At 68.9% G+C, this 19,631-nt stretch carries 17 protein-coding genes; 13 read left to right on the forward strand and 4 right to left on the reverse strand.

Annotated features, from left to right (window positions below):
* Positions 1-31: 31 nt before the first annotated feature.
* Positions 32-652 carry a DUF938 domain-containing protein gene (locus tag AC1DQP_RS03760; RefSeq protein ID WP_457318025.1) on the reverse strand — a complete coding sequence of 207 codons (621 nt, stop codon included), beginning with the start codon at positions 650-652 and terminating at the stop codon, positions 32-34.
* A gap of 143 nt (positions 653-795) precedes the next feature.
* Here AC1DQP_RS03760 and AC1DQP_RS03765 point away from each other — a divergent pair, with 143 nt between their 5' ends.
* The 9 genes from AC1DQP_RS03765 to AC1DQP_RS03805 all read left to right on the forward strand — a co-directional run bounded on the left by AC1DQP_RS03765 (position 796) and on the right by AC1DQP_RS03805 (position 13,217).
* Complete coding sequence (locus AC1DQP_RS03765) at positions 796-2,424, forward strand: TldD/PmbA family protein (RefSeq protein WP_457318026.1); 1,629 nt, start codon at positions 796-798, stop codon at positions 2,422-2,424.
* Between the two features lie 57 nt (positions 2,425-2,481).
* Positions 2,482-4,116 (forward strand): TldD/PmbA family protein, encoded by a 1,635-nt coding sequence (locus tag AC1DQP_RS03770; protein ID WP_457318027.1) that lies wholly within the window; start codon positions 2,482-2,484, stop codon positions 4,114-4,116.
* 20 nt (positions 4,117-4,136) lie between these two features.
* Complete coding sequence (locus AC1DQP_RS03775) at positions 4,137-5,471, forward strand: TldD/PmbA family protein (RefSeq protein WP_478051126.1); 1,335 nt, start codon at positions 4,137-4,139, stop codon at positions 5,469-5,471.
* Between the two features lie 7 nt (positions 5,472-5,478).
* On the forward strand, positions 5,479-6,180 hold the full coding sequence (locus tag AC1DQP_RS03780; protein WP_457318029.1) for a DUF4159 domain-containing protein: 702 nt from the start codon (positions 5,479-5,481) through the stop codon (positions 6,178-6,180).
* A gap of 63 nt (positions 6,181-6,243) precedes the next feature.
* Entirely contained in the window at positions 6,244-7,227 is a 984-nt protein-coding gene (locus AC1DQP_RS03785; protein ID WP_457318030.1) for an AAA family ATPase, read from the forward strand.
* Positions 7,228-7,229: 2 nt separating this feature from the next.
* A complete protein-coding gene (locus AC1DQP_RS03790) occupies positions 7,230-8,126 on the forward strand; it encodes a DUF58 domain-containing protein (RefSeq protein ID WP_457318031.1) in 897 nt (298 codons plus the stop codon).
* The gene (locus AC1DQP_RS03795) at positions 8,123-9,250 is read left to right on the forward strand and encodes a BatA domain-containing protein (RefSeq protein ID WP_478051127.1); all 1,128 of its coding nucleotides are present in this window, start codon (positions 8,123-8,125) and stop codon (positions 9,248-9,250) included. Before AC1DQP_RS03790 ends, AC1DQP_RS03795 begins: the two co-directional genes overlap by 4 nt.
* Positions 9,247-11,385 (forward strand): hypothetical protein, encoded by a 2,139-nt coding sequence (locus tag AC1DQP_RS03800; protein WP_457318033.1) that lies wholly within the window; start codon positions 9,247-9,249, stop codon positions 11,383-11,385. The genes AC1DQP_RS03795 and AC1DQP_RS03800 overlap by 4 nt, the downstream gene beginning before the upstream one ends.
* Complete coding sequence (locus AC1DQP_RS03805) at positions 11,382-13,217, forward strand: hypothetical protein (protein WP_457318034.1); 1,836 nt, start codon at positions 11,382-11,384, stop codon at positions 13,215-13,217. Before AC1DQP_RS03800 ends, AC1DQP_RS03805 begins: the two co-directional genes overlap by 4 nt.
* Before the next feature lie 21 nt (positions 13,218-13,238).
* Here AC1DQP_RS03805 and AC1DQP_RS03810 read toward each other — a convergent pair whose 3' ends face one another.
* Positions 13,239-13,715 (reverse strand): hypothetical protein, encoded by a 477-nt coding sequence (locus AC1DQP_RS03810; RefSeq protein WP_457318035.1) that lies wholly within the window; start codon positions 13,713-13,715, stop codon positions 13,239-13,241.
* 86 nt (positions 13,716-13,801) lie between these two features.
* Complete coding sequence (locus tag AC1DQP_RS03815) at positions 13,802-14,488, reverse strand: hypothetical protein (protein ID WP_457318036.1); 687 nt, start codon at positions 14,486-14,488, stop codon at positions 13,802-13,804.
* A 98-nt stretch (positions 14,489-14,586) separates the two neighbouring features.
* Here AC1DQP_RS03815 and AC1DQP_RS03820 point away from each other — a divergent pair, with 98 nt between their 5' ends.
* The 4 genes from AC1DQP_RS03820 (at position 14,587) to AC1DQP_RS03835 (ending at position 18,999) form a co-directional block, all read left to right on the forward strand.
* Positions 14,587-14,886 (forward strand): hypothetical protein, encoded by a 300-nt coding sequence (locus AC1DQP_RS03820; protein WP_457318037.1) that lies wholly within the window; start codon positions 14,587-14,589, stop codon positions 14,884-14,886.
* Positions 14,887-14,990: 104 nt separating this feature from the next.
* Positions 14,991-17,471, forward strand: a complete 2,481-nt coding sequence (locus AC1DQP_RS03825) for a DEAD/DEAH box helicase (RefSeq protein ID WP_478051128.1) — start codon at positions 14,991-14,993, stop codon at positions 17,469-17,471.
* Positions 17,468-18,586: a ribonuclease H-like domain-containing protein gene (locus AC1DQP_RS03830; protein ID WP_457318256.1), complete on the forward strand. Its 1,119-nt coding sequence runs from the start codon at positions 17,468-17,470 to the stop codon at positions 18,584-18,586. Before AC1DQP_RS03825 ends, AC1DQP_RS03830 begins: the two co-directional genes overlap by 4 nt.
* Before the next feature lie 92 nt (positions 18,587-18,678).
* Positions 18,679-18,999 (forward strand): I78 family peptidase inhibitor, encoded by a 321-nt coding sequence (locus AC1DQP_RS03835; protein WP_256777303.1) that lies wholly within the window; start codon positions 18,679-18,681, stop codon positions 18,997-18,999.
* Between the two features lie 45 nt (positions 19,000-19,044).
* Here AC1DQP_RS03835 and AC1DQP_RS03840 read toward each other — a convergent pair.
* Positions 19,045-19,631: hypothetical protein (locus tag AC1DQP_RS03840; RefSeq protein ID WP_478051129.1), on the reverse strand; the 587-nt coding region annotated here is incomplete at its 5' end.

A 19,631-nucleotide genomic window follows, 5' to 3' on the forward strand; every position in this document is an offset into this window, starting at 1 on the left:
GCAGGCGTGCCCGCCGACTTTCCCGGCCTGATCAGCCCCGCCGCCACACCCGCAGCCGGTTGTTGGCGGGCATGGCCACGTCCTCGATCAGCTGCAGGCCCTGCGCGGCCGCGAGCGCGTCCACCGCCTCCGCATCGCGGATACCTGAATCGGGATCGCGCGCCTTCAACCACCCATCGAACTGGCGGTTGCTGTCGCTGCTGAACTCGCCGTGGTAATTGAACGGCCCGTAGATGAACAACAGCGCGTCGTCCGCCATCACCGCCGGCAACCCGGCGAACAACGCCTGCACGTGCGCCCAGCTCATGATGTGCAGGGTATTGGCACTGAACACCGCATCGAAGGCGGGCGCGGCATCGGGCAGCGGTGCCAGGCCGGGCTGCGGCGCCAGCACCGCCTGCAACGGCCACGGTGCCGGCGCATTGGGCAGCGCGGCGGTGGCCAGGCGCTCGGCGATGCCGGGCACATGCTCCGGATGGTCGCTGGCCTGCCAGTGCAGGTGCGGCAGCGCCGCCGCGAAATACGCGGCGTGCTGGCCGGTGCCACTGCCGATCTCAAGCACCGCGTGGCGGTCATGCAGGTGCCGCTGCAGCACCGTCAGGATCGGGTCGCGGTTGCGTTCGCAGGCTTCGGACCACCGCTGCTGGCTCATGGAAGGCTCAAGATGAATTCGACAGCGTGCATCCAACCATGACCGGAGTCACTTGTGCCACTCCCGGTAGCCACCGAAAGTCAAAGACTTGTCCACTGTCGCCGGCGACCTGCCGCCGACCGTACCCCGGGGAATCGCAAGCTGTGCAACGCCGTGAGTTTCTGACGCTGTCTGGCATGGGCCTGGCTGGCCTGATGCTGCCGCACTCCCGCCTGATCGCCGCCGAGCAGCTGCTCGAGCCTGGCAACGTGGGCCGCAACAAGGCGCTGGCCGAGGCCGCGCTGGCCGCGGCCAGGCGTGCCGGTGCCAGTTACTGCGACGTGCGCATCGGCCGGTATCTCAACCAGGCGGTGATCACCCGCGAAGCGCAGGTGCAGAACATCACCAACAGCGAGTCCTCGGGTATTGGCATCCGGGTGATCGTCAACGGGGCCTGGGGTTTTGCCGCGACCCACCAGCAGACCCCGGCCGCGGTGCTGGCCACGGTCGAGCAGGCCGCCGCCATCGCCCGGGCCAACGCGCGCATCCAGACCCGTCCGGTGCAGCTGGCGCCGGTGCAGGGGGTCGGCGAGGTGAGCTGGAAGACGCCCATCCGCAAGAACGCCATGGCCGTGCCGATCCAGGACAAGGTCGACCTGCTGCTGGGCTTGAATGCCGCCGCGCTCAACGCGGGCGCCAATTTCATCAACTCCACCCTGTTCCTGGTCAACGAGCAGAAGTACTTCGCCTCCAGCGATGGCTCCTTCATCGACCAGGACGTGCACCGGATCTGGCTGCCGTTCACCGCCACCGCGATCGACAAGGCCAGTGGCAAGTTCCGCACCCGCGCCGGGCTGTCCTCGCCGATGGGCATGGGCTACGAATTCCTCGATGGCGATGCCAGCGGCAAGATCGCACTTCCCGGCGGCATCACCGCTTACCGCGACTCCTATGACCCGGTCGAAGACGCCATCGCCGCTGCACGGCACGCGCGCGAGAAGCTCAAGGCACCGTCGGTGAAGCCGGGCAAGTACGACCTGGTGCTGGATCCGTCCAACCTGTTCCTGACCATCCACGAGAATGTCGGCCATCCGCTGGAACTGGACCGCGTGCTCGGCTACGAAGCCAACTACGCCGGCACCAGCTTCGCCACGCTGGACAAGCGCGACGCCGGCTTCCGCTGGGGCAGCGAGCGGGTCAACTTCTTCGCCGACAAGACTGCCCCCGGCAGCCTGGGTGCGGTGGGCTACGACGATGAAGGGGTCAAGACCAGGCGCTGGGACCTGGTCAAGGACGGCATCCTGGTGAACTACCAGGCCACCCGCGACGAGGTGCACCTGCTGGGCGAGACCGAATCGCACGGCTGCAGCTACGCCGACTCGTGGTCCAGCGTGCAGTTCCAGCGCATGGCCAATGTGTCGCTGGCCCCGGGCAAGGCGCCGCTGAGCGTGGCCGAGATGATCAAAGACGTGGAGAACGGTATCTACATCCACGGCCGCGGCTCGTACTCGATCGACCAGCAGCGCTTCAACGCGCAGTTCGGCGGCCAGCTGTACTACCAGATCAAGAACGGTGAGATCACCGGCATGGTCGAGGATGCCGCTTACCAGATCCGCACGCCGGAGTTCTGGAATGCCTGCAGCGCGATCTGCGATGCGCGCGACTTCCGTTTCGGTGGTTCGTTCTTCGACGGCAAGGGCCAGCCGGGCCAGGTCTCGGCCGTGTCGCACGGTTCGTCCACCACCCGTTTCAATGGCATCAACATCATCAACACCGCGCGCAGTCTGGGATGAACCTGTCCCGCACCGTCGCCGTTTCCCCGCCCCCCCACACCAACGTGGAGAGCTGCCTTGCAAAGACGTGACTTCCTTGCCCTGACCGGGCTTACCGCAGGCGGCCTGATCGTGCCGTCGTTCTTCGGCAAGGTGATTGCCGCCGAACAGCTGCACAGCACCCTGGACCTGGGGCTGAAGAAGCGCCTGGCCGATGCGGCGCTGGCCGCCGCCCGCCAGGCCGGCGCCACTTACTGCGACGTGCGCATCGGGCGCTACCTGCGCCAGTTCGTGATCACCCGCGAGGACAAGGTGCAGAACGTGGTCAACACCGAATCCACCGGTGTGGGCATCCGCGTGATCGTCAACGGCGCCTGGGGCTTTGCCGCCACCAACCAGCTGGGCACCGCCGATGTGGCCCGTGCCGCCCAGCAGGCTGCGGCGATCGCCAAGGCCAACGCCGGCGTGCAGACCGCGCCGGTACAGCTGGCCGCCGCGCCGGGCGTGGGGGAAGTGAGCTGGAAGACACCGATCCGCAAGAACGCCATGGACGTGCCGATCAAGGAAAAGGTAGACCTGCTGCTGGACGTCAACGCCGCCGCGTTGGCCGCCGGGGCCAGCTTCGTCAATTCGATGCTGTTCCTGGTCAACGAACAGAAGTACTTCGCCTCCACCGATGGCTCCTACATCGACCAGGACGTGCACCGCATCTGGGCACCGATGACGATCACCGCCATCGACAAGGCCAGCGGCAAGTTCCGGACCCGCGAAGGCCTGTCCTCGCCGATGGGCATGGGCTACGAGTACCTGGACGGCGCCGCGGCCGGCAAGGTGCTCACGCCCAACGGCGTGGTCAACTACAGTTCCTCCTACGACATGAAGGAAGATGCGATCGCCGCGGCCAAACAGGCGCAGGAGAAGCTGAAGGCACCGTCGGTGAAGCCAGGCAAGTACGACCTGATCCTGGACCCGTCGCACACCTGGCTGACCATCCACGAATCGATCGGCCATCCGCTGGAACTGGACCGCGTGCTCGGCTACGAAGCCAACTACGCCGGCACCAGCTTCGCCACCCTGGACAAGCGCGAACAGCACTTCCAGTACGGCAGCGACAAGGTCAACATCTTCGCCGACAAGACCCAGCCGGGCAGCCTCGGCGCGGTGGCCTACGACGATGAAGGCGTCAAGACCAAGCGCTGGGACCTGATCAGCGAAGGCAAGCTGGTGGACTACCAGACCATCCGCGACCAGGCCCATATCCTCGGCAAGACCGCCTCCGATGGCTGCTGCTATGCCGACTCCTGGTCCAGCGTGCAGTTCCAGCGCATGGCCAATGTCTCCATGGCGCCGGGCAAGACTCCGCTGAGCGTGGCTGACATGGTCAAGGATGTCGAAAACGGCATCTACATCATCGGCGACGGCTCGTTCTCGATCGACCAGCAGCGCTACAACGCGCAGTTCGGTGGCCAGCTGTTCTACGAGATCAAGAACGGCAAGATCACCCGCATGCTCGAAGACGTGGCGTACCAGATCCGCACGCCCGAGTTCTGGAACGCCTGCAGTGCCGTGGCCGATGAACGCGACTACCGCCTGGGCGGCTCGTTCTTCGACGGCAAGGGCCAGCCGGGCCAGGTCTCGGCGGTCTCGCATGGTTCGTCCACCGCGCGCTTCAACGGCATCAACGTCATCAACACCGCGCGCAGCCTCGGCTGAGCGGTCAGGAGCCCCAATCCATGAGTATCTTCACCGAAGCCCAGGCCAAGGCCATCCTCGACAAGGTCATCGCGCTGTCCAAGGCCGATGAGTGCACCGCCGTGCTGGCCGGCGCGATCGACGGCAACATCCGTTTCGCGCTCAACAACGTCTCCACCAGCGGCATCGTGGACAACACCGAACTGGCCGTCACCGTCGCCTTCGGCAAGCGCGTGGGCACCGCCTCGATCAACGAGTTCGACGACGCCGCGCTGGAACGCGTGGTGCGCCGTGCCGAAGACCTGGCCCGCCTGGCCCCGGAAAACCCGGAGTTCATGCCGGCCATCGGCAAGCAGACCTATACGCCCAGCCCGACCTTCAGCGCGTCCACCGCGGCCATCGATCCGGCGTTCCGGGCCAAGGTCGCCGCCGACTCGATCGCCCCGTGCCGGGGCCACGGCCTGATCGCCGCCGGTTTCCTGGAAGACGGCCAGGGCTTCCAGGCCACGGCCAACAGCAACGGCAACTTTGGCTACCAGCGCACCACCAACTTCGACTACACCTGCACCGTGCGTACCGAAGACGGTCGTGGCTCGGGCTGGGTGGGCCGCAACCTCCAGGATGCCGCCGACTTCAAGGCCGAGCAGGACATCCAGATCGCGATGCGCAAGGCCACCGAATCGCAGGAAGCCAAGGCGCTGGAGCCGGGCAAGTACACGGTGATCCTGGAACCGGCCGCGGCCGCCGGCCTGATCAGCTTCATGATGAACTTCTTCAGCGCCCGCTCGGCCGACGAAGGCCGCAGCTTCCTGTCCAAGAAGGGCGGCGGCAACAAGCTCGGCGAGCAGGTCTACGACCCGCGCGTGAACATGCATGCCGATCCCTGGCACCCTGAAGCCGCGGTCCTGCCGTGGGACAACGAAGGGATGCCGCGTACCAAGCTGCCGATCATCGAGAACGGTAAGATCGCCAACCTGGAGTACTCGCGCTTCTGGGCGCAGAAACAGGGCAAGACCGCCAATGCCGGTCCGGGCAACCTGCTGATGAGCGGCGGCGACAAGAGCACCGCCGAGCTGGTCCGTGGCACCCAGAAGGGCATTCTGGTCACCCGCACCTGGTACATCCGCATGGTCGATCCGCAGACCGTGCTGCTCACCGGCCTCACCCRCGATGGCACCTTCTACATCGAGAACGGCCAGATCAAGTACCCGGTGAAGAATTTCCGCTTCAACGAGTCGCCGGTGATCATGCTCAACAACATCGAAGAACTGGGCAAGCCGGTGCGCGTGGCCGGTGACGAGTCGAACTTTGTGATGATGATTCCGCCGATGAAGCTGCGCGATTTCACCTTCACCTCGCTCTCCGACGCGGTCTGATGCACGGATGAACCGCGCGCAGTTCCTGCGCCTGATGCTGGGCAGCGCCGCACTCGCGGCGTTGCCCTCACTGGCGCGCGCCCAGGCCGGTCGCTACGACTTCTGGTTCACCCGCCTCAAGTACGACTCCGGCGACTGGGACGTGGATGCGCGCATGCCGTCCAACGTGATCACCTCGCTGATCGATTACACCTCCCTGCGCGTGGACCCGACTGAGCACGTCATCGCCCTGTCCGACCCGCGCATGCTGGAGGCGCCGTTCTGCTACCTGGCCGGGCACAAGCTGGTGGAGTTCAACGCCGCCGAGCGGCAGAACTTCGTGCGCTACGTGCGCAACGGCGGCTTTGTGCTGGTCGATGACTGCAACCATGACATCGACGGGCTGTTCGCCACGTCCTTTGAAGCGCAGATGGCCAAGCTGTTCGGCCCGGCCGCGTTGAAGAAGCTGCCCAACAGCCATGCGCTGTACCGCAGTTTTTTCCGCTTCCCCGAGGGCCCGCCGGCCACCGGTTTCGAACTCAATGGCTGGGGCGACGACCTGGTCCATGACTACCTCAAGGGCATCGAGGTCGATGGTCGCCTGGGCGTGCTTTACAGCAACAAGGATTACGGCTGTGAGTGGGACTACGACTGGCGCAACAAGCGCTTCCTGGCCGAAGACAACACCCGCTTTGCGGTCAACATCGTGATGTATGCGTTGAACAGTTAGGTTTCTTCCTGCATTTTCAGCCACGCATGGCGTGGCCTTATGACGATTTTCTGCGAGTGCCTTATGACGACCGACAGCCTTGATGCCCTTCTTCCCAAACTGCAGCAGCTGCGCGCCGCGTTGGGCCAGGCCGTGGTCGGCCAGCACGCGGTGGTGGAACAACTGCTGATCGGGCTGCTGGCCGGTGGCCACTGCCTGCTCGAAGGCGCGCCGGGGCTGGGCAAGACGCTGCTGGTGCGCTCGCTGGGCCAGGCGCTGGAGCTGCAGTTCCGGCGTGTGCAGTTCACCCCGGACCTGATGCCCAGCGACATCCTCGGCACCGAGCTGCTGGAAGAAGACCATGGCACCGGACATCGCCATTTCCGCTTCCAGCAGGGGCCGATCTTTACCCACCTGCTGCTGGCCGACGAACTCAACCGCACCCCGCCCAAGACCCAGGCCGCACTGCTCGAGGCGATGCAGGAGCGCACGGTCAGCTATGCGGGCACCACCTACACCCTGCCGGCGCCGTTCTTCGTGCTGGCCACGCAGAACCCGATCGAACAGGCCGGCACCTACCCGCTGCCCGAGGCGCAGCTGGATCGGTTCCTGCTGCACGTGCGGGTGGATTACCCGACCGAGCAGGAAGAGCGCGACATCCTGTTGCAGACCACCGGCAGCGCCAGTGGCACGGTGCCCAAGGTGATGGATGCCGAGGACGTGCTGGCCCTGCAGGCGGCGGTACGCCAGGTACATGTGAGCGAGGACGTGCTCACCTGGATTACCCGGCTGGTGCGCGCCAGCCGACCGGGCCCGGTCGCACCGGAGGCGGTCAACCAGTGGATCAAATGGGGCGCCGGTCCCCGCGCCGGGCAATCGCTGGTGCTGGCGGCCAAGGCCCGCGCGCTGCTGCAGGGCCGCTTCGCCGCGACCCGCGAGGACGTGCAGGCGCTGGTGGCGCCAGTGATGCGCCATCGCCTGCTGCTGTCCTTCGCCGCCGAAGCCGAGCAGAAGGGCGCCGACGATGTGATCGCCGCATTGCTGCAGGCCGTGCCGTTCCCGGCCTGAGCATGACCCCGCACGCCCCGATCGCCCTCCCCGCCGATGTGCGCAGCCGCCTGAAGGCGCTGCGTCTGCTGCCGCGGCGTGCACGCGGTGCGCATGGCATCGGCCAACACGCCAGCCGCAGCCGCGGCGCCGGCCTGGAGTTCGCGCAGTACCGCGCCTACGAACCGGGCGACGAGCTGCGCCAGATCGACTGGAAGCTGTATGCACGTTCGGACCGCTTCTTCGTGCGCGAGTCCGAGCGCGAAAGCCCGATCACCAGTTGGGTGCTGATCGATGCCACTGCGTCGGCCGCGCAGCGTGATCGCGCGCGGCCGCCGTGGTCGCGCCTGGACCAGGCCTGCGCCACCGCCGCCTGCGTGGTCGAACTGGCGCTGCAGCAGGGCGATCGTTTCGGGGTGATCGCGGTCAACGGGCTCGGCGTGCAGCTGGTGCCGGCCGGCAGCGGCCCGCGCCAGCGCGACCGCGTGCACCTGATGCTGCGCCAGTTGCAGGCGCAGGGCGGCTGGCCGGCGGTCGACACGCTGCGCCCGGTCTGGGAGCGCGTGCAGGCCGGTGACCTGCTGGTGGCACTCGGCGATGGCTTCGACGAGGCCGGCATCGTGCTGCTGGAACGCCTGGCGGCCGCCCGCCGCGAGGTGCTGCAGATTCAGCTGCTCAGTGCCGACGAACGCGATTTTCCGTTCACCGACGGCCACCGCTTCCGCGATCCGGAGACCGGTGAGGAGCTGCTCGGCGATGGACGGGTGATCCGCGCCGACTACCTGGCGCGCTTCGGCCAGGCACAGCACGCGCTACAGGCGCGGCTGCATGCCAGTGGCATCGCGCACGCCGTGGGCTACATGGACCAGCCGCTGGATGCACCGCTGCGGCTGCTGTTCGGCCCGGGCAGCGGCGCATGAACCTGGCGCTGCTGTTCCCGCTGGGTCTGCTGGCATTGGCCGCGTGGCTGGTGCCGCTACTGGTGCATCTGGCCCGCCGTCATCACTACGCGCCGTTGGATTTCGCCGCGCTGCGCTGGCTGCGCGCCAAGGTACGGCCGCGCCAGCGCATCCGTTTCGACGAATGGCCGCTGCTGCTGGTGCGCCTGCTGTTGCTGGCCGCGCTGGCCCTGCTGCTGGCGCGACCGGTCCTGCAGGGCAGCGCGCCCGATACCCACGCGGTGATCGCCGTGGCACCCGGCCTGGATGCCGCGGCGCTGCGCGCGCAGCAGCCGGAGGCGGACTGGCGCTGGCTGTCGCCCGGTTTTGCATCGACAGATACGCCGGCACCAAGCGCCACGCAGCCACTGTCCAGCCTGCTTCGCGAACTGGACCAGCAGCTGCCGGCCGGTGCACCGCTGACCGTCTACGTCCCGGACCGGATGCCCGGCGCGGATGCGCAGCGCCCGCGCCTGTCGCGCCCGGTGCAGTGGCGCCCCATCGCACGCACAGTGCCGGCCGCGCCAGACGCAACCAGCAGTGCGCCGCGACTGCGCCTCGGCGGAGAGGCCGATGCACCGGCCCAGCGCGTCCTCAACGCGGTCCAGCGGGCGTGGTCCGGCCAACCCTTGGCTGCCGCCACGGACGCAGCGCCGGTGCAGGGCGAGATCGGCGTGTGGTTGTCCGCCGCGCCGCTGCCGCCTACGTGRCAGGCATGGCTGGACGGTGGCGGCACGCTGCTGGTCACGCAGCCCGTAACGCGCGCGGCTGCCGAAACGGTGGTGCTGCGCGACGCGCAGGGGCAGGCGGCCATCAGCGAGCGCCGCGTCGGCAACGGTCGCCTCCTGCGCTTCCATGCTGCGATGACTCCTTCGACACTGCCGATCCTCGAAGATCCGGCTTTTCCGCAACAGCTGCTAGCCCTTGCACGACCACCCGCCGCACCGCAGTGGGTGGCCGCCGCCGCGCATGCACCGTTGACCGGAGCCCACGCACCCGCGCCGCAACCGCTGGACCTCGCGCCGTGGCTGCTCGGGCTGATCGTGCTGCTGTTCGCGCTGGAACGCTGGCTGGCGACGTCGCCACGTCGCGGGGTGCCGGCATGAGCCCCCTGCTGCAGCGCAGCTGGCAGCGCGCGCGGCGGCGCCAGTGGTGGGCCACGCTGCTGCTCGCGCTGCCACTGGCGCTTGCCGCCACCGCGCTTACCTTGCGCGTGGGCGGCTTCGATAGCGCCACGGTAGTGCTGCTGATCAGCCTGCTGGCCAGCGTGGCGTTGTCCACCTGGCGCAGTCGCCAGCTGGACCGGCACTGGCTTGTGCGCCAGCTCGACACCCATCGCATCGTCCAGGACAGCGCCGACCTGCTGTTTGCCGATGCGGCCACGCTCAACCCGTTGCAGCAGCGCCAGCAGGCGCGGGTAACGGCCGCGCTGCAGGCATCCATTCCCGAGCTGCGGCCGCGCTGGCCACGGCGCTGGATGGCGGTGTCGTGGTTGCTGGGACTGGTGGTGATCGCACTGGTGCTGGGCTGGCCGCGCAGTGTCGGCGGCAACGTGATGCCGTCCCTGTCATCGCCGCCCGCCGCTACCGCTGCACTGCCGCCGCGCCTGCAATCCACGCGCCTGGCGATCACAGCCCCGGCCTACACCGGCCAGCCGGCCCGCGTGCAGACCACGCTGGACGCCAAGGTCGCGCAGGGCAGTGGGCTGCAGTGGTCGCTGCGCTTTTCCGCGCAGCCCACGCAGGTCGCCCTGCAGTTCCACGATGGCCGACGCATGGCGCTGGTGCGCACCGGCGAGGAATGGACCGGCACCTGGAACGCGGACCGCGCCGCGCTGTACCGCGTGGTCACCGAACCGGCGCTGCGCGAACAACGCCTTTACCGTCTGGATGTGCTGCCCGATCGGCCACCGAACGTGCGCGTGATCGTCCCGGACCGCACGCTGGTGCTGGGCACGCCGGGACAGCGCCAGTGGGCCCTGCAGTTCGAGGCCAGCGATGACTACGGTGTCGCCGCCGATGCCCAGCTGAAGATCACCCTGGCCCAGGGCAGCGGCGAGAACATCACCTTCCGCGAGCAGACGCTGACGTTGTCCGGCAGCGGTGCACCGGCACTGCGCCGCTTCGCACGCACGCTGGACCTGGCCGCGCTCGGCGCGGCGCCGGGCAATGATGTGATCGCGCAGTTGCAGGTGCGCGACAACCACGCCCCCACGCCGCAGGCTGCGCAGAGCACCAGCCTGATCCTGCGCCTGCCCAGTGCCGAGCAGGTGCAGGGCGCCGAACTGGAGGGCATGGTCAAGAAGACCCTGCCGGCGTACTTCCGCAGCCAGCGCCAGATCATCATCGACGCCGAAGCGCTGATCAAACGGCGCCGGCAGTTGCCGCCGGAAGAATTCACCCGGCGCGCCGATGCGATCGGCGTGGACCAGCGCATCCTGCGCCTGCGCTATGGCCAGTTCCTGGGCGAGGAGAGCGAGGGCGGCGCGAAGCCACCGCCCACCAGCGATGCGCTGCCGACCAGCGACACACCGCCCGATCACGATCACGACGACGACAAGGCCGGTGGCGACGCGCATGACCACGGCAGCGCGCAGACCGGCAGCCCACCGGTATTCGGCAGCGCCACCGACGTGCTGTCCGAGTACGGCCACACCCATGATCACGCCGAAGCCGCCACCCTGCTCGACCCACAGACGCGCGCCACGCTGAAGGCCGCGCTGGACCAGATGTGGTCCTCCGAAGGCGAGCTGCGCCAGGGCCGTCCGGAGGCCGCGCTGCCCTATGCCAACAAAGCGCTGGCCTTCATCAAGCAGGTCCAGCAGGCCGAGCGCATCTACCTGGCGCGGGTCGGCCCGGAACTGCCACCGATCGACGAAGGCCGACGCATGAGCGGCAACCGCGCCGACCTCGCCAGCCGCACGCTGCCGATCCGCGCACTGGACGCACCGGATACCGCCATCGTGGCGGTATGGCAGCAACTGGGCGCGACCGAGACCGTGCCCGATCTGGATGCGCTGACCCGATGGCTGCGCCGCAATGAAACGCGCCTGACCGACCCGCTCAGCCTGGCGGCGGCGATCGAAGAACTGCGCATCGCCCCGGACTGCAGCGCGTGTCGGCAGACCCTGCGTGCGCAGCTGTGGCGCGCATTGCTGCGTCCATCACCGCAGGTGCCGCGGCGCGCCGCACCCGATCGGATGGGGCAGTCGTACCTGGATGCCCTGGAGGGCGCGCGATGATCGAGTCACGCTGGATCGCATTGGCGCTGCTGGCCATCGCGCTGATCGGCAGCGCGCGCCTGCTCTGGCAGCAGCGGCGCGGACCGCGTCGCAGCGCCCCGCACCTGGCCGCGCTGCTGGCACTGCAGATCGCCGTCAGTGGGCTGCTGTACTTCACCCTGGTACCGCCGCTTACGCAGGCGCGCGCCGATCGTCTGACCGTGCTGACCCACGGTGCGGAGGAGGTGCAGTGGTCAGCTGCCAGCGGCGACACCATTGTCGCCCTGCCGGAGGCCGCGCAGTCCACCGCGACCGCCGTCCCCGACCTCGGCACCGCGCTGCGCCTGCATCCAGGCACGCAGTCGCTGCGCGTGATCGGCGATGGCCTGCCGGCGCGCGACCGCGACATCACCCTGCCCGGGCAGGTGCACCTGCTGCAGCCGGCGCCACCGCGCGGCTGGCGTGCCTTGCAGGCGCCACCCATCACCGCGCCGGGCAGCGTGTTCCAACTGCATGCACGCGCGCAGGGCGTTGCCGGTGCCAGCGCCGAGCTGCTCGACCCGGCCGGGGTCGTGGTTGATCGCGGCACGCTCGGCAGCGACGGCAGCATCGCCCTGGAGGGTGTGGCGCGGGCCGGCGGCCGCAGCACCTTCAGCCTGCGACTGCTCGATGCCAGCCGCCACGTAGTGGACAACGTGCCGGTGCCCCTGCAGACGCTCGACCAACCCGCGCCGCGCGTGCTGATCCTCGCCGGCGCACCAGGCCCGGAACTGAAATACCTGCGCCGCTGGGCGGCCGATACCGGGCTGGACGTGCAGGCCCAGGCCAGCGCCGGCGGCGGCGTCTCGCTCGGCGATGCCCCCGTGGCACTCACCGCCACGCGGCTGGCGGCCACCGACGTGCTGATCCTCGACGAACGCAGCCTCCTCACCCTCGGTGTCGCCCAGCGCAGCACCGTGCAGCAGGCGCTGCGCGAGGGCCTGGGCGTGCTGGTGCGCACCGGCGGGCCGCTCGGTGACGGCGCACGCCGGGTATTACGCGGATGGGGCCTGCCCGTTACCGGCAACACCCCGGGCACACCGTTGCAGCTGGCCGCCGATCCGGATGCCGCGCTGCTTCAGGCGCGTCGCGGCCCGCAACGTCCGGCGACGCAGGCAACGACCTACATCGATGAGGCCGATGCGGCCTCGCACAGTGCCGCGGTACCGGTGCTGGAGCAGTTCCCACTGCGCGCCACCGACGCCACCGCCCTGCTGCGCGACGACAAGGGCCAACCGGTCGGCGGCTGGCGCAGCGTGGGCAAGGGCCGCCTGGCGCTGCTGCCGGTCAGCGACAGCTACCGGCTGGTACTGGCTGGCCGCGATGATCGCCATGCCGAATTGTGGAGTGGTGTACTGGCCAGCGTGGCGCGACCGCTGCCGAATGCGGTGCAGGTGCGTATCGATGCGCCCACGCCGTGGGCGGGCGAACGTGTGGTGCTGTGCAATGTGGCCGCCGAAACGCAGGTGCGCAGTCCGGCCGGCATCGCGGTGCCGCTGCGTGTCGATCCGGCCACCGGCGCCGGGCACTGCGCCGGCTACTGGCCGCAGCAGGCCGGCTGGCACCAGCTGCAACAGGGCGACCTCGCGCAGGCGTTCTACGTGTTCGATCCCGCCAGCGCGCCGGCGCTGTACCGCCAGCAGCAACGCGATGCGAATGCGCTGCTGGTGCGCGATGCGGTGGGCAGTGCGGCATCGGGCACCGTGAACGCCCCCGGCCCGCGCTGGCCCTGGCTGCTGGCGTTCGTGCTGGTGGCCGGGCTGCTGTGGTGGCTGGAGCGCTGGCGACCGCGTAGGGTCCCGCCTGCCCCCTGATTTGCCTGGCCCGCGAACCGGCTATCGCCCCGCAGGCACCACGCAGTCGTCCTGCCGCGCACAGAATTCCTGCGCGCGACGCTGCTGCTCGGCACTCAACTCCGGTGGCGGGCGGGCCACGGCGGACTGGATCTGGTCCGGGCCGCCGGTGAGTTTGTGCAGCCCCTGCGCGGCCTTTCCCAACCCGTAGTTGATGCCCATCATCAGGTAGCCGCCGCTCATGCTGACCTGCTCGGGGGAGGGCGGTTCGCTCCAGGAGCGGCTGAAACGGTTGGACTCCAGCTTCACCGGGCTCTTGTAGCGGTACAGGTCCAGCGGCTGATCATCCTCGGGCTTGAGCGCGCGCACTTCGCCCAGCGTGGTGACCTGCGCCGGCGCCTCCGTCGGCGGCGGCATGGCCGGCTCCGGCGGCGATTCCACCTGCTGTGCGTGCACCCCGCCGGCGACCAGCAGGCCGGCCAGTACTACTGCTTGATATCCACTCAGTGCCACCGCCATGTCCCTGCCCGTTGCGTGCTGCGGCCAAGCATACGGAGGCAGGCGTCAGATTTCGTAGAGGCGCTGGAGCTGCGGTTCAGCTGCGCTCAACGGCGGCCCTTGTCGCGGCGGTAGACCCCGTTGAAGCGCACGTTCATGCCGCCGCACGCGCTGTTGTCGGTCACGATCAGGTAGTCGCCCAGCCAGCGCGCCTGCAGGGTGCACGATGCGTCGTCCTTGTCGACGGCCTCCAGCACTGTGCCGACCGGGCGTGCCACGGCGTCGATCTGGCCCAGGTTGGGCCCGTAGGGGCGCTGCGCGGTCGGCTTGGCCGACGGCCAGAATGCTTCACCGGTGAGCACGAGCTGGTCGTCCCGCACCACCAGATCCAGCGTGTTGTCGCCGTCGTGCCACTGCCCGGCCCAGTCGCGCAGCGTCGGTGCGGCGCGCGCGGGCACGGGCTGCAGGCGCCGCACATCGACCCAGCCGGCGCTGCCGCCAACATGGTTGGGGAAGAAGCCGCAGCGATAACTGCCCAGCGTGCGCCCGGTGATCAGCGTATCGCCGCCGACCACGTAGCTGCGCTGGCGGCAGGCGGGCTCGCCCTTGGCCGGGCAACCGTCGAGGTCGCCGAGCAGGTACAACCGCGTGTCACCGCTCACCGTGGCCAGGGCGAAGTCGCTCTGCTGGGCAGGGAAGGCCCCGTTGCGGCAGGTGCCGTCAGCGGCGGCGTCGAGCGCCAGCGCGGTCCCGGGCAGGGTGGACAGGGCAATAAGAAAAAGCAGACGCGTCATGCGCGGGCAGGCTCCGATGGAAGGGGGGGCAGGCAGCGCGATGCCGTTCGAGCGCGTGCCGCCGGTGCCTATACTGCGACTTTCCAGGAGAATCGCCCATGTCGCGTGTCGTAGTGATGGTCGCCATGGCGCTGGTGTCCAGCGCGTCGGTGTTGCACAGCCGTGCCGCGTGGGCGGTGTCCGGCCCCAGCAATCTCAGCAGCAGCCGTTACCCGGCGCCGCGCTGCGAGCCGCCGCGCAAACCTTCGGGCAATACGCCGTCGGACCAGAGCCGCTACCAGCGCGAGGTCAAGGAACACTTCCGCTGCGTGGAGAAATACGTCGACGCCGGGCAGAACGACATCAAGCGCATCCAGGAATCCATCGACGCGGCGGTGAAGGGCGCCAAGCGCTACTGATCCGCCGGCGGCGGCGCTGAATCATTCACCCGCCGCCGCTGCGGTGTCTCAAACATTGAGACCGGTCTGTGATTCCATAGCGTCCTTTGCAGACCGTTGCCCCCATGGCCTACGAACTCGCCAAGCGCACCGAAGACGCCGAGCGCCGCCTGTCCACCACCGACGGCCTGCCCTCGCGCAACGGCGCGCTGCTTACCGCACGCCTGCAGCAGCGCTATGCCGACCGCATCACCGGCAGCTTCACGATTCCCGCCCGCGAAGGCCGGTATGCACCGCTGCCTGCCGATGTACCGGCCGCGTTGGCCGCCGCGCTGAAGGCGCGCGGCATCGAGCAGTTGTACAGCCACCAGGCCGAGGCCTGGGAGGCCTCCCAGCGCGGTGAGCACGTGGCCATCGTCACCCCCACCGCCAGCGGCAAGTCGCTGTGCTACACCCTGCCGGTGGTGAGCGCGGCAATGCAGGGCAAGGCCAAGGCGCTGTACCTGTTCCCGACCAAGGCGCTGGCCCAGGACCAGGTGGCCGAGCTGCTCGAACTCAACCGCGCCGGCGACCTGGGGGTGAAGGCCTTCACCTTCGACGGCGATACCCCCGGCGATGCACGCCAGGCGATCCGCCTGCACGGCGACATCGTGGTCTCCAACCCGGACATGCTGCACCAGGCGATCCTGCCGCATCACACCAAGTGGGCGCAGTTCTTCGAGAACCTGCGCTATGTGGTGATCGATGAGGTGCATACCTACCGCGGCGTGTTCGGCAGCCACGTCACCAACGTGCTGCGCCGGCTCAAGCGGATCTGCGCGTTCTACGGGGTGGAGCCGCAGTTCATCCTGTGCTCGGCCACCATCGGCAACCCGCAGGCGCATGCGCAGGCGCTGATCGAAGCGCCGGTCACCGCCATCACCGAGTCGGGCGCGCCCAGCGGTCCGAAACATGTATTGCTGTGGAATCCGCCGGTGGTCAACGCCGACCTCGGCCTGCGCGCCTCGGCCCGCTCGCAGAGCAACCGGATTGCCCGCATCGCAATCAAGTCCGGGTTGAAGACGCTGATCTTCGCGCAGAGCCGGCTGATGGTCGAAGTGCTGACCAAGTACCTCAAGGACATCTTCGACCATGACCCGCGCAAGCCCGCGCGGATCCGCGCCTACCGCGGCGGCTACCTGCCCACCGAACGCCGCGAGACCGAGCGCGCCATGCGCGCCGGGCTGATCGACGGCATCGTGAGCACCTCGGCCCTCGAGCTGGGCGTGGACATCGGCAGCCTGGACGTCGTCGTGTTGAACGGCTATCCGGGCAGCGTGGCGGCCACCTGGCAGCGCTTCGGCCGCGCCGGGCGTCGGCAGCAACCGGCGCTGGGGGTAATGGTGGCCAGTTCGCAGCCGCTGGACCAGTACGTGGTCCGCCATCCGGACTTCTTCGCCGACGCCTCGCCCGAGCACGCGCGCATCGCGCCGGACCAGCCGCTGATCCTGTTCGATCACATCCGCTGCGCCGCCTTCGAGCTTCCGTTCCTGGCCGGCGACCCGTTCGGCCCGATCGATCCGCTGGTCTTCCTGGAAGCGCTGGCCGAAACCGAGGTGATCCACCGCGAAGGCGACCGCTGGGAGTGGATCGCCGACAGCTATCCGGCCAACGCGGTCAGCCTGCGCTCGGTGGCCGACGGCAACTTCGTGGTGGTCGACCGCAGCGATGGCAAACAGCAGATCATCGCCGAGGTGGACTATTCCGCCGCCGCGCTGACCTTGTACGAAGGCGCCATCCACATGGTGCAGTCCAGCCCCTACCAGGTGGAGCGGCTGGACTGGGAAGGCCGCAAGGCCTATGTCACCCGCACCCACGTGGACTACTACACCGACAGCATCGACTTCACCAAGCTCAAAGTGCTGGACCGCTTCGACGGCTGCATCGCCGGCCGCGGCGATTCCCACCACGGCGAAGTGCATGTGGTGCGGCGCGTGGCCGGCTACAAGAAAATCCGCTATTACACCCACGAGAACATCGGCTACGGCCCGGTCAACCTGCCCGACCAGGAACTGCACACCACGGCGGTGTGGTGGCAGTTGCCGCAGGCGCTGCTGCTGACCGCGTTCGACAGCAAGCAGGAAGCGCTGGATGGCTTCCTCGGCGCGGCCTACGCGCTGCACATCGTGGCCACCGTGGCGGTGATGGCCGACGCGCGCGACCTGCAGAAGGCCGTGGGCARCGGCGACGGCGCGTGGTTCGCGGTGGCCGACCAGAGTGGGCGCGGCCAGCTGCGCGGCGCCGAGTTCGATGCCAGCGCGATCGAACTGCAGCAGCAGTTCGTGCCCACCGTGTACCTGTACGACAACTTCCCCGGCGGCGTCGGCCTGAGCGAACCGCTGTGGCTGCGCCAGGCCGAACTGCTGCAGCGCGCGCGCGAACTGGTGCAGCGCTGCGACTGCAAGGCCGGCTGCCCGGCCTGTGTCGGCCCGGTGCTGGCCGGCCAGGAGGACGATGCCACCACGCCCCGGGCGCTGGCGCTGAAGGTGCTGGACCTGTTCGACGACCACGCGTTGCCCAGCGCCGCCGAGCGCGAGCGCGTCACCGCCGAGGTGGTGCCGCAGTGAGCCTGAGCCTGGACAAGCTGCGCCTGCTGCGCCGGCAGGCCGGCGATGCCACGCCGGCGCCTGCCCGGGAGTGCGTTGCGGCCAGCGGTGAAACGCTTGCGCCAGCAGGCAATGCGTTGGTCGCTGCCGACCATGCGTCGCCCCCCATCGGCCCATCGGCCGGTCCCCTCCCTGGTGCCGCCAACGACGCCCACGCGCGCAAACCCGCGCCGGCCTCGGTCTTCGCCTGGGTCGAGCAGGAAATCCGCCACAAACCCACGGGAGAGTCTGCCCCGGTTCCGGCAGCGAAGGCGCCTGCACCGACCCTGCGCAAACCCGACGTCGGCGGCCTGCATCGCCTGCTCGGCCTGCGCGGGCGCGGCGCCAGCGCCACCGCCGCCCAACCGCGCGCCACCGCGCAGGACCGCCACATCCCCGGCGAGGAAATCGCGCCAGGCCTGTTCCTGATCCAATCGTTCCTGCCCCAGCCCATCCCCACCCAGGCGCTGTCGCTGGCCTTCGCCAGGCGTGAGGGCGAACAGGTGCAGCCGCAGGACCTGATGTTCTTCGACACCGAGACCACCGGCCTGGCCGGCGGCACCGGCACCCGCGCCTTCATGATCGGCGCCGCCGACTGGCATGCCCATCCCGAACAAGGCGACGGCCTGCGCATCCGCCAATTGCTGATGACCACCATGGCCGCCGAAACCGCGATGCTGCGCGAGTTTGCCGGCTGGTTGCAGCCCAGTACCGTGTTCTCCAGCTACAACGGCCGCTGCTACGACGCCCCGTTGCTGAAGACCCGCTACCGCCTGGCCCGGCAACGCTGCCCGATCACCCCGCTGGACCACGTGGACCTGTTGTTCCCCACCCGCCGCCGCTATCGCGGCACCTGGGAGAACTGCCGCCTGGCCACCATCGAACGCCAGTTGCTGCAGATCGTCCGCGAAGACGACCTGCCGGGCGCCGAAGCGCCTGCGGCGTGGTTGAACTACCTGCGTGGCGGCAGCGCGGTGAACCTGCGGCGCGTGGCCGACCACAACCACCAGGACGTGGTCACCCTGTCGCTGCTGATGCTGCGGCTGGTCGCCGAAGAACAGCGCGAGCGGGAGACGTTGGCGTTGCAGGGTGGCTGAGCCGGCACCGGGTCATGGACGGTGCTTTTGACACCGCGTGAAGCACAGACCCACCACACTGCCCGCTACTTACCGCCCGTGAGGAACGCCGCATGCGTATGACACTCCTGCTTGCCCTCGGCTGTGCCCTGCCCCTGGCCGCCTGCAGCCAACCCCCGAAGAGCAGCGCGCCGACCTCCGAGCCGATGGCCGCCGGCGCCGACAGCGCCAGCCGCTGCGATGCCGAAAAGCTGACCGGCCTGGTCGGGCAGACCGCCAGCGAGGCGGTGATCAGCAAGGCGGTGAAGGACAGCGGCGCCCGCCATGCACGCGTGCTCAAGCCGGGCATGGCGATGACCATGGACTTCCGCGAAGACCGCCTCAGCATCGAAGTGGACGAACAGAACAAGATCGTGCGCGCCAACTGCGGGTAAGCGCACGCTGCCCGATGGCCTCGGTGGCACCGAGGCCCGGTGCGCCTATCCCTGCACTTGCGCTGGATCGACGTGCTCTTCGGCTTGGGTCGCCGCGCCAGCGGAAGGTGTCGCGGTGTCGCCCGGTGCGTCGAGCGCATCGGCGTCGCTCAGCCCAGCCGCTTGCCCCGGCTCGACCTCCATCGCGCCCGCTGCCATGGCGGGCGCATCGACAGCCGCGACCTGCACGTTGGATTCACCGATCAGCGCGGTGATGGTCTCGCGATCCGCCAGCCCGAGCATGTGGGCGATCAACACCGCACATTCCGGGCCGATCTGCCGCGAGGCTTCCGCTACCGCGGCATGATCATTGGCCTGCCACTCCGACAGCGGTCGCTTCTGCTCGAACTGGCCTTGGCAGCTGCCACGTGCGCTGGCACGTCGCGCGCCAGGCGCCTTCAAGGTGGCCGTGACGGTGTAGGACAGGATGTAGTCATCCTTGAACATGCCTTCGTAATCCAGCGACCATTGATCCTGGCGCAGCGCGATCTCGTAACCGGCTTTGGTGTCCTGCGCCACCTGAACGCCGGCCGATCCTGCCCACGCCTGCAACGCCGCCTGCACCAGCACCGCCGGCCCCTGCTGTGCCACCC

The sequence above is a fragment of the Stenotrophomonas sp. P5_A8 genome (assembly GCF_056400545.1).